Origin of the sequence: Mesorhizobium sp. M7A.F.Ca.AU.002.02.1.1 (genome assembly GCF_003998535.1) — a bacterium.
In the GTDB taxonomy this organism is placed as follows: Bacteria; Pseudomonadota; Alphaproteobacteria; order Rhizobiales; family Rhizobiaceae; genus Mesorhizobium; species Mesorhizobium ciceri.
Map to the genome: position 1 here is coordinate 1 of NZ_RZPB01000089.1, position 12,749 is coordinate 12,749.

Sequence of the window (12,749 nt, forward strand, 5' to 3'; positions counted from 1 at the left end):
CCGGGGAGAGCATTCGCAGCGTCGTGGTTTACTGACCGGCTCACACGACACGCTCGCGTCGAAGGCTCTGTGTTCCCAAAATACCGTGCCTCCCCGACATCGGGCGTTAGGCCGGCGGCGCGACTGACATTCCGGATGTCCGCGCCGCCGGTCGGTTCGACCCCACCTGATCCGCCCGGGTTGCCGCGATCATGGTCGATGCCGTAGACACCGGCCCATTGGCGTTTGAAATCCGTGGAGAGGGAATATGCCGGAACCCATGAAGACCATCTCCCAGGCAAAATCCCATGGCGGAGTGCAGGGCATCTATTCGCACCTGTCGACGAGTTGCTGCTGCGACATGACGTTTGCCGTTTTCGTGCCTCCACAGGCCCGGGAAACGCCTTGCCCCGTGGTGTGGTATTTGTCGGGACTGACCTGCACCCATCAAAATGTCATGGACAAAGGCGAATACAGGCGCATGGCCGCCGAACTTGGCCTGATCGTCGTCTGTCCAGACACCAGTCCGCGCGGCGCCGACATCCCTGATGACAAGGACAATTGGCAGTTTGGCGGCGGCGCCGGCTTTTATCTTGATGCAACGCAGGAGCCTTATGCGAAGAACTACCGGATGTATTCCTACCTCGTCGAGGAACTACCCACGCTGATCGCCGCTAATTTTCCGGCAGACATGTCGCGCCAAGCCATAACGGGCCATTCGATGGGCGGACACGGCGCGCTGACGATTGCTTTGAAAAACCCGCAGCGGTTCAGGAGTTGCTCGGCATTTGCGCCGATCGTGCAGCCAAGCGCTGCCGGCTGGTCAAGGCCGGCTTTCGAAAAATATCTCGGCACGGATGAGGCCTCGTGGCGGGCCTACGACGCTACTTCGCTTGTTGAAGACGGGCGCCGCTTCCCGGAATTTCTCGTCGATCAGGGAACATCGGACGGGTTCCTGAATGACGGGCTGAGACCCTGGCTTTTGGAGGCGGCCTGCGCCAAAGCCGGCATTCCGCTGACGTTGCGCATGCAGGACGGATACGACCATTCGTATTTCTTCATTTCGACATTCATGGACGACCATTTGAGATGGCATGCGGAATGGCTTGCATAGGTCGAGGTCCGAGCGATGCAATCGGATTAATCCTCGTCCAAGCGAGGAACGCGTTACTCTTTCTCGTCTCTACCGGGGCGAGGAACACGATGGCGCCGCATTGAAATTATTGAACAATTTCAACCGGAAGCGCTACCAACGCGTATAAATTTTTAGCCATTTCCATGGTTTAACTGGATTTTGGTAGCGGGAGAGGGACTTGAACCCCCGACCCCAGGATTATGATTCCCGTGCTCTAACCAACTGAGCTACCCCGCCAGGGCGGCGAAAGGCCCGAAATCCGCCTCAAATCGAAGGGCATGTCGGGGGCGTTCGCCAAGGTCGCGCGGATATAAGGTTGGGAAGGTGAGCCTGTCAAGCTTCGAAGCAACCGGCTTGCCGGCTTATCGTCATTATCGAAAAGCTTTGCCGCGGCGACATTTGGTTGTCGCCGCCGGGGTTGAGTTCGAAGGGGCACGTCGCTATGTCTCGGCCACGAGTTTTTAGAGTTTGAAACAGATGAAGCCGCGCATAGCAGTCCTCGGTTGCGGATACTGGGGCAGCAACCACATCCGCACTCTCAAGGCGCTCGGCGCGCTGCACGCGGTCTCCGATACCAACCGGGCCCGCGCGGAAGGCTTTGCCAGCGAGCAGGACTGCCTGGCGATCGAGCCGGACCAGCTGTTCGTCCGTGACGATATCGACGCCATCGTCATGGCGCTGCCGCCGCAGTTCCATGCCGACCTTGCGGTACGTGCCGTCGAGAACGGCAAGGACGTGCTGGTGGAAAAGCCGATCGCGCTGACGGTGGCGGATGCCGAGCGTGCGGTGCAGGCGGCCAAGGACAATGGCCGCGTCTTCATGGTCGGCCATGTCCTGCGGTTCCACCCCGCCTTCGAGACGCTGAAGGGGCTGATCGACAAGGGCGAACTCGGGGAGGTCCGCTACATCCACTCTCACCGGCTCGGCCTCGGCAAGTTCCACACAGAGAACGACGCGCTGTGGGACCTGGCGCCGCACGATCTGTCGATGATCCTGGCGATCACCGGCACAGAGCCGATCGAGGTGCGCGGCGAGGGGGCCGCCCTGCTCGACAATCTCAGCGACTTCGCGCATCTGCACATGCGCTTCCCCAACGGCCTGCGCAGCCATCTCTTCACCTCGCGTCTCAATCCCTATCGCGAGCGGCGGCTGACCGTGGTCGGCACCAAGGCAATGGCGGTGTTCGACGACGTCGAGCCATGGGAACGCAAGCTGGCCGTCTACCGCCACGCGGTGTGGCAGGACAGCGGCCAATGGGCCTTCACCACCAATGAGCCGTCCTATGTCGCGGTTGCCCAGGGCATGCCGCTGACGCGCGAGCTGGAGCATTTCATCCAGTGCATCGAGACGCGTGCCGAACCGCGTACCAGCGGCGAGGAAGCGATCAGGGTGCTGCGCATCCTGACCGCCGGCACGGTCACCCACACCAAGTCGAATTCCTGAAGCGCGGATTATTCGGCAGGAAACTTATTCGGCAAGAATCTTATTCCGCGGGAATCTTATTCCGCGGGAATCTGGTCCGGCCGGGCGGCAAGCCGGGTCAGCATGGCCTCGGCCTCGGCGCCACGCTCCGATCGCTCGATGAAGCCGCCGCCGAACACGCGGGCCTCGTTGCCGTCATCGGAGTAGAGCACGCAGGCCTGGCCCGGCGCGATGCCGGACTCGCCGTCTACCAGTTCCACCCATGTGGCACCGGCACGATGATGCAGCACGGCCGGGCGCGGCGGCCGCGTCGAGCGGACCTTGGCGAACAGTTCCAGGCCGCCGGCAGGGACGTCTGTGAGCGGTCCGTCGCCCAGCCAGTTCATATTGCGGAGATAGATCTTGTGCGTCTCCAGCGCCTCGCGCGGGCCAACCACGACGCGAGCCCGGTCGGCATCGAGATGGACGACGTAAAGCGGCTCGCCGGAAGCGATGCCGATGCCGCGGCGCTGGCCGATCGTGTAGCGCAGGATGCCCTCATGGCGGCCGAGCACGCGGCCGTCGATGTGGACGATGTCGCCCGGATTGGCCGCAGTTGGCTTCAGCTTGGCGATGATGTCGGAATACTTGCCCTGCGGCACGAAGCAGATGTCCTGGCTGTCCTGCTTGGCGGCAACCGCCAGCCCCATCTCCTCGGCGATGGCGCGAACCTGAGGCTTCGACAGGCCGCCGAGGGGAAAGCGCAGATAGTCGATCTGCGCCTGCGTGGTGGCGAACAGGAAGTAGCTCTGGTCACGGTCGGCGTCGACCGGACGGTAGAGCGCGCGCTGGGCGCCATTGGCGCCGGAACGGATGTAGTGGCCGGTGGCCAGCGCGTCGGCGCCGAGCTCCTTGGCGGTGGCCAGGAGGTCGGCGAACTTCACCGTCTGGTTGCAGGAAACGCACGGGATCGGCGTCTCGCCGGCGACGTAGCTCTCGGCGAAGGGATCGATGACCGCCTTGCGGAAGCGTTCCTCGTAGTCGAGCACATAATGGGGGATGCCGAGCGTCTCGGAGACACGGCGGGCATCGTCGATGTCCTGCCCCGCGCAGCATGAGCCGGCCCGGTGCGTCGCCGCGCCGTGGTCGTAGAGCTGCAAGGTGACGCCGACGACGTCGTAGCCCTCGCGTTTCAGCAGGCCGGCGACGACCGATGAATCGACACCGCCGGACATGGCGACGACGATGCGGGTGTTTTCGGGACGTCCGGGAAGATCGAGACTGTTCATGATGCTTTCGTTCTGCGCGGCGCCTCAATGCCAATGTCGAGAATATAGGTCAAGCTTTACCGGCGCGCCAGCGTGCAGGGCGATTCACCGTTTGTGGCCGATCTTCGCCAAGGGATGCATTTTCCCCCGGCAAATCAGGGTTTGCGGGCAGATGTTTCAAATGCCGGCGAAAAGACTAACGCGGCGTTCATGATCCTTACCTAGTCATTAGGGTCTGCTTAGGCAATTTTTAAAGCTGTGGCGGTAACGTGGCGGGGATTGGGTCTTTGAGTTTTTTGTAGAGAGTACGATGACCGATCTGGTTAGACCGAGAGTCAAATATGTTATCGGGCCTGACGGCAGCCCTCTTACGATTGCCGATCTGCCGCCGACCAATACACGTCGCTGGGTTATCCGGCGTAAGGCGGAAGTGGTTGCGGCCGTGCGCGGCGGGCTTTTGAGCCTGGACGAGGCATGCCAACGCTACAAGCTCACCACCGAGGAATTCCTGTCCTGGCAGGCGTCGATCGACGAATACGGCCTTGCCGGGCTGCGCACGACACGCATCCAGCAATACCGGCACTGACCATTGCGAATTTAGATGAAGGGCGCGGCTAACTCCGCGCCCTTCTGTTTTTCACGGTCACCGTTCCGCTCAGAGCGACAGCACAACCTTGCCGATCGGCTTGGTGGCAAGGAAGGCGTGAGCGGCCCCCGCCTGGTCCAGTGGGAAGCTCTTCGCCACATGGACGGTGATCTTGTTGGCATCGATCAACCGAGCCAGTTCCAGCAGGCCCTCCCTGTCGGGGAAGACCGACATACGCTCGACCCGAATATCGCGCGCACTGGCGTGCGCCCTTGTGTCGTCGCTGACATCGAGCAGTGACACCAGCACGCCGCCACGCTTGAGCACCTTCAGCGAGCGTTGGGCGTGGTCGCCCCCCATTGGATCCAGCACCAGATCGATGTCGCGAACCTGGTCGGTGAAATCGCCCTTGGTGTAGTCGATGACCTCGTCGGCGCCGAGGTTGCGGACGAAATCGAGCTTGCCCGGGCTGGCCGTGGCGACGACGTGGGCGCCGCGCGCCTTGGCGATCTGCACCGCCAGATGACCGACGCCGCCGGCTCCCGCATGCACCAATACGCGCTGCCCCGATTTCAGCCCGCCGTGGCGAACAAGCCCTTGCCAGGCGGTGAGGCCGGCCAGCGGCAAGGCGCCTGCCTCGAGGTGGCCCGCGCCCTTCGGCTTCAGTGTGATTTGATCGGCAGGTACGGCAACCAACTCGGCATAGGCGGCGGCCTGCTTGGGAAAGCGCGGCATCCCGAACACCTCGTCGCCGATCTTGAAGCCGGTGACGCCGGCGCCGAGTGCTTCGACAGTTCCCGAGATATCCCAACCCAGGATGAAGGGCGGCTCGCCGAGCAAGGGGTAGTAGCCGGCACGGACGGCGCCATCGACCGGATTGATGCCCGCGGCCTTGACACCGACCAGCACTTCGCCGGCCTCTGGCGTGGGATCGGGCTGATCGGCGATGACAAGGACGTCGGGTCCGCCGACGGAATTCTGGATAGCGGCACGCATTGAGATATCTCCTGCTCGGTTGATGCCACTATCATTTGGATAGTAATAGTCCCTTGTCCAGTATGTACCTTTCTGATACATACGCACCTCATGGATAGTGAAGATGATTGCGGTTTCGGCTATGACGCGTTCCGGCGAACGTGTCCTTCGCACACGGTGCTGGAGATGCTGGCCAGCAAATGGGTCTATCTGGTGGTTTGCGCGCTGCGCAAAGGCCGGCTGCGCAATGGCGAGCTTGCCCGGAAGCTTGACGGCATCACGCCGAAGATGCTGACCCAGACGCTGCGCGTGCTCGAGCGCGACGGATTGGTACGGCGCGAGATCTTTCCGGTCATTCCGCCGCGCGTCGAATATGAATTGACCGAGCTCGGTCAGAACCTGGCGGGACTGCTTACCCAGATCAGGTCATGGGCGGAGCAGCATGCGCCGGATATCAAGGATGCCCGTGCAAGGGCAATTGCCGAGAATGAAGGGGATTGGGCCGCGTAGGGCGGGTTTCATTCTTCTGGGCGTATTCCGCCGGGCCGCAAGCCGCGACAATGCGCCAGTCCGATGGCGAGCGTTGACGTCGCCAAGGGCAGGGTTTTAGCCGATCATGGCGCTGCGGCCACCGACTTCGGCTTCGCGGATCTTCGTGTCGCGCGATTCCAGCATTTCCGCTTTGGAAAGCTCCGCTTCAGCTTCGCCGAGTAATGATTCGGCGGCGCTTCGCTGCTGGGCGAGGTCGCTTTGGGAATTCCTGAGATTGTCGCGGCGCAGGCGAGCCGCCTTGGCGAAGGTCGGATAGGCGAAATGGTTGATGTCGGTGATGCCGGCCTTCTTTTCCTCGGCGGTAATCTGAAGCTCCAGCTCGACGGCCATGCGTTCGAACTCGGCGATCATCATGTCGAGCTGCAGCAGCTGCCGCCGCTTCTCATTCACCTGAAACTGTTTCAGCCGAACGAGGTTTTCACGTGACTTCATGATTCGGTACTCCCGGAAACGCACACCCGCACTTATCGTCCAAACCACCTGGAAACGCCCAGGCCGCACCCGTGTCCACCGGCTTTCCCCCAACTATGGGAAACAAAACCCTAAAGTTTTTTGCCGGCGGTAACCATTCGTTTACGGGCATTGTTAATCATACGGGTCAGGACTTAAGGCCGGGTAAAAATTCCGGCCACCGATGCGGAAGCGACGTCGATGAGTCCCTGGAGTCGCTTAGTCCAGGTTGTTAATGTGTTGCATTAGGAATTTGGTTCTGAGATTCGTTATTAGATTCAAGAGGGTGTAGAAAGAGGTTAAAAAATCTGGTACCGTCATGGACGGGAAATTAGGATTTGTTAACCATTCAATGGCAGCCTCTGCACAAGGCAACCACTGCTCCGGGTCCGGACGGGTCGTGAAATGGTCCGGCAGCAGAAAAGGGGAATAAAATGCGTGTTCTGCTGATAGAAGATGACAGTGCAACCGCACAAAGCATCGAACTGATGCTGAAATCGGAAAGTTTCAACGTCTACACGACCGATCTCGGTGAAGAGGGCGTCGATCTAGGCAAGCTCTACGACTACGATATCATTCTTCTCGACCTCAACCTGCCTGACATGTCAGGCTACGAGGTCTTGAGAACGCTTCGCCTTTCCAAGGTCAAAACACCTATTCTCATCCTCTCCGGCATGGCCGGCATCGAGGACAAGGTGCGCGGCCTCGGCTTCGGCGCAGACGACTACATGACCAAGCCATTCCACAAGGACGAGCTGGTTGCCCGCATTCATGCCATCGTGCGGCGTTCCAAGGGCCACGCCCAGTCGGTCATCACCACCGGCGACCTGGTGGTCAACCTCGATGCCAAGACAGTCGAAGTCGGCGGCCAGCGCGTGCACCTGACCGGCAAGGAATACCAGATGCTGGAGTTGCTCTCGCTACGCAAGGGCACCACGTTGACCAAGGAAATGTTCCTCAACCACCTCTATGGCGGCATGGACGAGCCTGAGCTGAAAATCATCGACGTCTTCATCTGCAAGCTGCGCAAAAAGCTCGACGCGGCATCGGGCGGTCAGAACTACATCGAAACGGTCTGGGGTCGCGGCTATGTGCTGCGCGAACCGGAAGACATTCGCGTCAGCGCCTGAGCGACGAATCGTTCGAATCTTTTCAATAAAAAACCCGGCTTCGGCCGGGTTTTTGCATGATGGGCTGGTAACGGTCTGCTTCTGGGCTTCCGAGCAGAAGACCGTCACGCACTTTTTCTGGAGTTGCTCAAGGATGCCGAATCAGGTGCGCTCTTCAAGGTGCGAAAGCGCTCGAGCAACTGCGGGCGGTTGAACGGCTTCAAGAGATAGCCCTGGGCGCCGGCTCGCTTGGCCCGCATGATCGAAGCAATATCGAGCTCGACCAGGGAAATCAGGATCTGCGGCCTTATCGGGCTCTCCATGGCGCGGACGCGACGGATGAGATCGACCGCCGGTACGTCGGGCAAGGCGCCATCGACGACGATGATGTCGGGCATGTCGGCGGCGCACATCTCCAGCGCGTCAAGTCCGCTGGCGGCCTCGATGACAATCATTTCGGAGCCGCCCAGGATGCGTTTTGCAACCTTCCTGATAACGCTTGAATCGTCGACGAACATGCAGCGTTTCATTTCCGGGTCCTCTTTGCCTTCTGGCAGTCCGGTAGCGTCGGGGGCATCCAGGACGCACCATAGGCCAATCTGGTAAAGAAGCCGAAAAGGCGTTAGGTAAAATTTTTATAAAGATGGGCAGGTGCCTACTTTTATTCACGAATGCTTTGGCGCCGCCTGAACGACCAGACGCATCTCAAGTCGATGAGCTGGAATTACAGCTTTAAATGAAAAAATACTTCGCTTTATCGGCTGCGCATCAGGCCGCCGAAAGCACGATTTCTTCCGGCGTCGCGTGGATCGATATCGTCATGCCGGCCTCGCGCGCCAGAAGCAGCGTGTAATAGGGCTGCACGGAATGCGCGTCGATCGGCTCCTCCGGCTTGTGGCCGGAATGCAGTTCGAGGAATTTCGGCGGCACCCGCAGCATCGGGCCAGCCGACGCAAGCGCGAAACGCGGTTCGGTCTCAAGGTTTTCCAGCGTCACGGAAAGCTTGCCGCCGCGCGGAATGGCGGCATTGGCGACGAGGATCAGGTTGAGCAGCAGCTTGACCTTGTTCTTGGGCAGCAACGCGCGGGGCCCGTTCCAGGTCAGTTCCGGCTTTTCGTTCTTGAGGAAGGCGATGGCGACCGCTTCGGCATCGCCGGTATCGATCAACATACCGGCCGAACCGGCGGCACCGAAGGCGATGCGGGCGAACTGAAGGCGGGCCGAAGCGTTGCGGGCGCTCTGACGGATCAGCTTCATGGCGTCCTCATCGGCGCCGCCTTCATCAAGCAATTCGAGCCCGTTGTTGATCGCGCCGACCGGCGAGATGATATCGTGGCAGACCCGGCTGCACAAAAGCGCTGCCAGATCGGGTGCGGAAAGGGTGAACAGATCGGCCATCGGCGAAAAATCCCTGCAAAATCTCACAACTCATGGCCGGGCGATCGATCGTCGCCTGCCACACGAATCACGCACTCTCTCCTCAGGCTTTCTGAATACACAGCGCCCGTGCGTGCAGCAACAAATCCAAATTGTGGTTGTGGCAAATGGCGTGTTCACGCAGGCTGCCGACCCCAATTGAGCGACCCCAAACAGCCTTCGAACCGCCATGTTCATGTGGGAGCTTAATGGTTGAAAAAGGATTACGGCATAATTTGCCCCTAACAGTTACCCTTAACGGCCGGCTAAAAGAGCCGTACGGGGTGCGAGGCGTCGGCGAAGGTGCTCCCTGACGGAGATTGGAAGCATGTTTTCCCGATACTACGACCGGAGCTTTCTCCGTGTCTTCTCAATGGCGGTCACGCTCCTGGGCGTTCTCGTCTTCTCGACTTCAGCCCTGCGGGCCCAGGAATACACCGCTCAGGAGATTGTCGATTCCGGTCACAAATTTTTTGGCGCCACATCGGGCGGACTCGCCACGGTGATCGAGAAGATTTTTGCCTCCTACGGCCTGCCCAACGGCTATCTGCTGGGCGAAGAGGGTTCTGGTGCGCTGATCGGTGGCCTGACCTATGGCGAAGGCACGCTCTACACCAAGAATGCCGGCGACCACAAAGTGTTCTGGCAAGGCCCGTCGCTCGGCTGGGATTTCGGCGGCGAGGGGTCGCGGGTGATGATGCTGGTCTACAATCTCGATGATGTGGGCAGCCTCTACAACCGCTATGGCGGCGTTGCCGGTTCAGCCTATGTGGTGGCGGGCGTCGGCTTCAACGTGCTGAAGAACAACAATGTTCTCCTGGTGCCGATCCGCACCGGCGTCGGTGCTCGGCTCGGCGTCAATCTCGGCTATCTGAAGCTTACCGAGCGGGCCACGTGGAATCCGTTCTAGGCTGAAGTCCTTGGCTGTCGTTGTCCAAAACCGGGACCGCTTTTGGGTCGACATGCATTAAACTCGTACCGTTGCGGCAAACCCTTGCCGCAACGCTGGATTTCCGCCATGTCAACGTGGCACAGTCAAAGCGATCTATGCGCTTTTGATGCTTGCCGGCCACAACGGGTAGTCACTTGGTCCAGTCGGTCCTGTTCTTCGTCCTCGGCTTTCTCTGCGCTGGCTTTCTGGCGCTCATGGTGGCTCCGGCCATATGGCGTCGTGCGGTCGCGCTTACACGCAAACGCATCGAATCCTCGATCCCTCTGACGCAGACCGAGATCCAGGCGGACAAGGATCGCATCCGCGCCGAATACGCCATGACGACGCGCCGCCTGGAAATCAGCGTCAAGGCGTTGCGTGAGAAGGCGGCCGAACAACTGGTCGAGATCAATCGCGGTCGCGAGGCCATGAAGGGCCTGGCGGTCGAGCGGACTGACAAGAACCAGGTGCTGACCGAGCTGGGCGCGAAGAACGAAGCGCTGCGTCAGCGAGAGGGCGAGTTGCAGCAGCTTTCGGAGCGTCTGAAGGAAACCGAACGCAAGCTGGAAAAGCGCGCCCTTGAGCTGGAAAAGCTGGAGCGCATGTATGACGACGCCAGTTTTTCCTCGAGCAGCCGGCAGATCGAGCTCGTGGCGCGAGAGTCCGAAATGCAGAAACTCGCCAGTGACATTGCGATGCTGCGCGGCCAGCGCAAGGAAGCCGACAGGCGCGGCCAGGAAATCGCGGCCGAAAGCAAGGCCGCGCGGGACGCCCTGAAAGCCGAGAAGAAAAAGACCGCCGAGCTCGACAAGAAGGTCGAACGGCTGCTGGCCACACTTGCCGATCGAGAAGACAAACTCGACCGCCGCGAAAAGGAACTGGCACGCATGCGCGAAAGATCGAAATCCGAGGACAGCGCGCCAGCCTTGCGGCTGGTCGGCAAGGGCGGCGATGTCGCGAGGAGCGATGATTTCGACAAGGCAATCGCCAAGCTCGATAGCGACCGTGAGCAGCTCGAGGCGAGGCTGACGGCGCTGGCGCGCGAGAACAAACGGCTGAAGGCGGATCTCACCGCACTGGCCGCCTCCAAGGCCGCTGACAGCAGCTCCGCCTTGCGCGAGCAGATGAACGAGCTGGCGGCGGAGGTCGTCCATCTGACGGCCAAGCTCGAGGGGCCTGGTTCGCCGATCGCCATGGCATTGGCGGTACCGTCGGACGCACGCTCCGGCAACGGTGACCGCAGTCTTGCCGACCGCGTGCGCGCGCTGCAGAAGGCTGACGCGACAAGCTGAGATCAGGTCTCCTTAGAGCATTTCACCGTTTCACGGAAACGGCGAAATGCCCTAACTCTTTGCTTTGAGGCAATTCTGGACGGAAAACCGCTTCACACTTTTCCTAGAATTGCTCTAGCCGAAAAATGATGCAGCGCGATGGCTGAAGCCGCGGCGACATTCAGGCTGTCGAAGCCTTCCGCCATGGTGATCCGCACGTCGTGCAGGCTTGCGAGCAGGTCGTCCGGCAAGCCTTCGCCCTCGGTGCCGAGATAGAGCGCCAGGCGCTCGCTGCGCTGCGCATCGCGGATGTCGGTCTCCCCGCGGGGCGAGAGCGCGAATTGTTCGAAGCCACGTCGGGCGAGCATCGTTGTGAAGCCGGCGGTGTCGGTGAACGATGCGAACGGGATCTTGAGCGCGGCGCCGACCGAAACGCGGATCGCCTTGCGATAGAGCGGGTCGCAGCACGTCGCATCCAGCAAAACCGCGTCAGCGCCAAAGGCGGCGGCGTTGCGGAAGATCGAGCCCACATTGTCATGATTGGCGATGCCGACGAGCACCACGACCAGCGCACGAGGCGGCAAGCCATCGAGCAGGGCTTCGGCCGGCTGCGGCGCTCCCTTGCGGCCCATGGCCAGGATGCCGCGATGCATGTGAAATCCGGCGATTGCGTCCATCACCGCGCTGGTTGCCACATAGACCGGGAGATCGGCGGGCGCCTTGCTCAGGATCTTGTCGAGACCCGCCAGCCGGTTTTCCAGGACGAGGACCGATTCGGCGGCAAAGCGTCCAGTTGTGAGCAGCAGGTCGAGCACCACCTTGCCTTCGGCGACGAAGCGGCCTTGCCGGCCGGCGAGGTCACGCTCGCGAATGTCGAGATAGGCAGCGACGCGCGGATCTTGCGGGTCGTCGATGCGAATGGGATCCATGCATTCCTCGCGACCGTCGCATCGGCCCGAAAATCCGGACCGCTTCCCGGCGCTCACCTTGTTTGGAAAGCACGATGCGACAATTCGGGACAATCAGCCAGCTTTGTGCGCCCCAAATCGGCGCATGCCGCTCTGAATCACCGGCGAGATCGGCGGCTGTGTGGTCAGGTTCCAGCACGGCGCAAGCGGTGCGCCATCTGGGACAGGTCATCCTTGCCGCTGCCGAAAATGCCGTCCAACATGACAAGCAGTTCTCGCACGGCGTCGGATTTGCAGGAGTAGTAAATCATCTGCCGGTCGCGGCGGGTGTCGACAAGGTCGAGCGCCCGCAACTTGGCGAGATGCTGGGACAGGGCGGATTGGCTGAGCATCACCTTCTCGGCTATGGCTCCCACCGACATTTCACCTTCGGCGAGGTAGCTCATGATCAACAGTCGCTTCTCATTGCCCATCAGCATGAGAAACTCTGCCGCCGATTCGGCGTTCACGATTAGCTTTGTCGAGACCATCGATCCCCCATGCTTCCTGTTCATCCCGACGCCATGGGGGCAATGGCGTCTGATTCCATAAATTCACTTATCGATCGGCGCTGGCGATTCAGCGTCACTAAAAGGTAGAGCATTTCACCTAAATCTCAAGTGTTGCTTTTGATCCAGCATAATTAAGTCTCAGTCCCGGCGTCGACAATGGCTCGGCCCGCCCTCGCCATATCGACCAGAACGTGCCGCAATTCACCTGCTGCGCCCA

The 12,749-nt window shown here is 60.7% G+C and carries 14 protein-coding genes and 1 tRNA gene; 7 read left to right on the plus strand and 8 right to left on the minus strand.

Going from position 1 to position 12,749, the window contains the following annotated elements:
• Positions 1 to 247 precede the first annotated feature (247 nt).
• Entirely contained in the window at positions 248 to 1,093 is an 846-nt protein-coding gene (gene fghA, locus EN879_RS08495; protein WP_063168877.1) for an S-formylglutathione hydrolase, read from the plus strand.
• 181 nt (positions 1,094 to 1,274) lie between these two features.
• Here fghA and EN879_RS08500 read toward each other — a convergent pair.
• Positions 1,275 to 1,351: transfer RNA gene (locus EN879_RS08500), tRNA-Met, on the minus strand.
• A 240-nt stretch (positions 1,352 to 1,591) separates the two neighbouring features.
• Between EN879_RS08500 and EN879_RS08505 the strand changes: the two genes are divergently transcribed.
• Positions 1,592 to 2,557, plus strand: a complete 966-nt coding sequence (locus EN879_RS08505; RefSeq protein ID WP_013529902.1) for a Gfo/Idh/MocA family oxidoreductase — start codon at positions 1,592 to 1,594, stop codon at positions 2,555 to 2,557.
• A gap of 56 nt (positions 2,558 to 2,613) precedes the next feature.
• On the opposite strand, the gene mnmA is transcribed toward EN879_RS08505, so the two are convergent.
• Positions 2,614 to 3,804, minus strand: coding sequence for a tRNA 2-thiouridine(34) synthase MnmA (gene mnmA, locus EN879_RS08510; RefSeq protein ID WP_063168876.1), 1,191 nt, complete (start codon positions 3,802 to 3,804; stop codon positions 2,614 to 2,616).
• Between the two features lie 289 nt (positions 3,805 to 4,093).
• Between mnmA and EN879_RS08515 the strand changes: the two genes are divergently transcribed.
• Entirely contained in the window at positions 4,094 to 4,369 is a 276-nt protein-coding gene (locus tag EN879_RS08515) for a DUF1153 domain-containing protein (protein ID WP_013529904.1), read from the plus strand.
• Positions 4,370 to 4,438: 69 nt separating this feature from the next.
• On the opposite strand, the gene EN879_RS08520 is transcribed toward EN879_RS08515, so the two are convergent.
• Positions 4,439 to 5,365, minus strand: coding sequence for an NADP-dependent oxidoreductase (locus EN879_RS08520; RefSeq protein WP_063168875.1), 927 nt, complete (start codon positions 5,363 to 5,365; stop codon positions 4,439 to 4,441).
• Positions 5,366 to 5,455: 90 nt separating this feature from the next.
• Here EN879_RS08520 and EN879_RS08525 point away from each other — a divergent pair, with 90 nt between their 5' ends.
• Positions 5,456 to 5,854 (plus strand): helix-turn-helix domain-containing protein, encoded by a 399-nt coding sequence (locus EN879_RS08525; RefSeq protein WP_013529906.1) that lies wholly within the window; start codon positions 5,456 to 5,458, stop codon positions 5,852 to 5,854.
• A gap of 96 nt (positions 5,855 to 5,950) precedes the next feature.
• On the opposite strand, the gene EN879_RS08530 is transcribed toward EN879_RS08525, so the two are convergent.
• Positions 5,951 to 6,328: a flagellar export protein FliJ gene (locus EN879_RS08530; RefSeq protein WP_013529907.1), complete on the minus strand. Its 378-nt coding sequence runs from the start codon at positions 6,326 to 6,328 to the stop codon at positions 5,951 to 5,953.
• 452 nt (positions 6,329 to 6,780) lie between these two features.
• Here EN879_RS08530 and ctrA point away from each other — a divergent pair, with 452 nt between their 5' ends.
• Entirely contained in the window at positions 6,781 to 7,476 is a 696-nt protein-coding gene (gene ctrA, locus EN879_RS08535; protein WP_006203583.1) for a cell cycle two-component system response regulator CtrA, read from the plus strand.
• Between the two features lie 104 nt (positions 7,477 to 7,580).
• Here the strand turns inward: ctrA and EN879_RS08540 are convergent, their stop codons facing one another.
• A complete protein-coding gene (locus tag EN879_RS08540; RefSeq protein ID WP_024504503.1) occupies positions 7,581 to 7,985 on the minus strand; it encodes a response regulator in 405 nt (134 codons plus the stop codon).
• A 238-nt stretch (positions 7,986 to 8,223) separates the two neighbouring features.
• Positions 8,224 to 8,853 carry a histidine phosphotransferase family protein gene (locus EN879_RS08545; protein ID WP_024504504.1) on the minus strand — a complete coding sequence of 210 codons (630 nt, stop codon included), beginning with the start codon at positions 8,851 to 8,853 and terminating at the stop codon, positions 8,224 to 8,226.
• A 391-nt stretch (positions 8,854 to 9,244) separates the two neighbouring features.
• Between EN879_RS08545 and EN879_RS08550 the strand changes: the two genes are divergently transcribed.
• Complete coding sequence (locus tag EN879_RS08550) at positions 9,245 to 9,781, plus strand: EipA family protein (RefSeq protein ID WP_224621527.1); 537 nt, start codon at positions 9,245 to 9,247, stop codon at positions 9,779 to 9,781.
• A gap of 176 nt (positions 9,782 to 9,957) precedes the next feature.
• A complete protein-coding gene (locus EN879_RS08555) occupies positions 9,958 to 11,094 on the plus strand; it encodes a hypothetical protein (protein ID WP_063168874.1) in 1,137 nt (378 codons plus the stop codon).
• Between the two features lie 92 nt (positions 11,095 to 11,186).
• Here EN879_RS08555 and EN879_RS08560 read toward each other — a convergent pair whose 3' ends face one another.
• Together EN879_RS08560 and EN879_RS08565 are read right to left on the minus strand one after the other, a co-directional pair.
• Complete coding sequence (locus tag EN879_RS08560; protein ID WP_063168873.1) at positions 11,187 to 12,002, minus strand: RNA methyltransferase; 816 nt, start codon at positions 12,000 to 12,002, stop codon at positions 11,187 to 11,189.
• A 164-nt stretch (positions 12,003 to 12,166) separates the two neighbouring features.
• On the minus strand, positions 12,167 to 12,511 hold the full coding sequence (locus tag EN879_RS08565) for a metalloregulator ArsR/SmtB family transcription factor (protein WP_013529913.1): 345 nt from the start codon (positions 12,509 to 12,511) through the stop codon (positions 12,167 to 12,169).
• Positions 12,512 to 12,749 lie beyond the last annotated feature (238 nt).

Bases quoted from the DNA above. Each gene is read 5' to 3' on its own strand.
- fghA (WP_063168877.1), top strand. From the start codon at position 248: ATGCCGGAACCCATGAAGACCATCTCCCAGGCAAAATCCCATGGCGGA.
- EN879_RS08505 (WP_013529902.1), top strand. From the start codon at position 1,592: ATGAAGCCGCGCATAGCAGTCCTCGGTTGCGGATACTGGGGCAGCAAC.
- mnmA (WP_063168876.1), bottom strand. From the start codon at position 3,804: ATGAACAGTCTCGATCTTCCCGGACGTCCCGAAAACACCCGCATCGTC.
- EN879_RS08515 (WP_013529904.1), top strand. From the start codon at position 4,094: ATGACCGATCTGGTTAGACCGAGAGTCAAATATGTTATCGGGCCTGAC.
- EN879_RS08520 (WP_063168875.1), bottom strand. From the start codon at position 5,365: ATGCGTGCCGCTATCCAGAATTCCGTCGGCGGACCCGACGTCCTTGTC.
- EN879_RS08525 (WP_013529906.1), top strand. From the start codon at position 5,456: ATGGATAGTGAAGATGATTGCGGTTTCGGCTATGACGCGTTCCGGCGA.
- EN879_RS08530 (WP_013529907.1), bottom strand. From the start codon at position 6,328: ATGAAGTCACGTGAAAACCTCGTTCGGCTGAAACAGTTTCAGGTGAAT.
- ctrA (WP_006203583.1), top strand. From the start codon at position 6,781: ATGCGTGTTCTGCTGATAGAAGATGACAGTGCAACCGCACAAAGCATC.
- EN879_RS08540 (WP_024504503.1), bottom strand. From the start codon at position 7,985: ATGAAACGCTGCATGTTCGTCGACGATTCAAGCGTTATCAGGAAGGTT.
- EN879_RS08545 (WP_024504504.1), bottom strand. From the start codon at position 8,853: ATGGCCGATCTGTTCACCCTTTCCGCACCCGATCTGGCAGCGCTTTTG.
- EN879_RS08550 (WP_224621527.1), top strand. From the start codon at position 9,245: ATGGCGGTCACGCTCCTGGGCGTTCTCGTCTTCTCGACTTCAGCCCTG.
- EN879_RS08560 (WP_063168873.1), bottom strand. From the start codon at position 12,002: ATGGATCCCATTCGCATCGACGACCCGCAAGATCCGCGCGTCGCTGCC.
- EN879_RS08565 (WP_013529913.1), bottom strand. From the start codon at position 12,511: ATGGTCTCGACAAAGCTAATCGTGAACGCCGAATCGGCGGCAGAGTTT.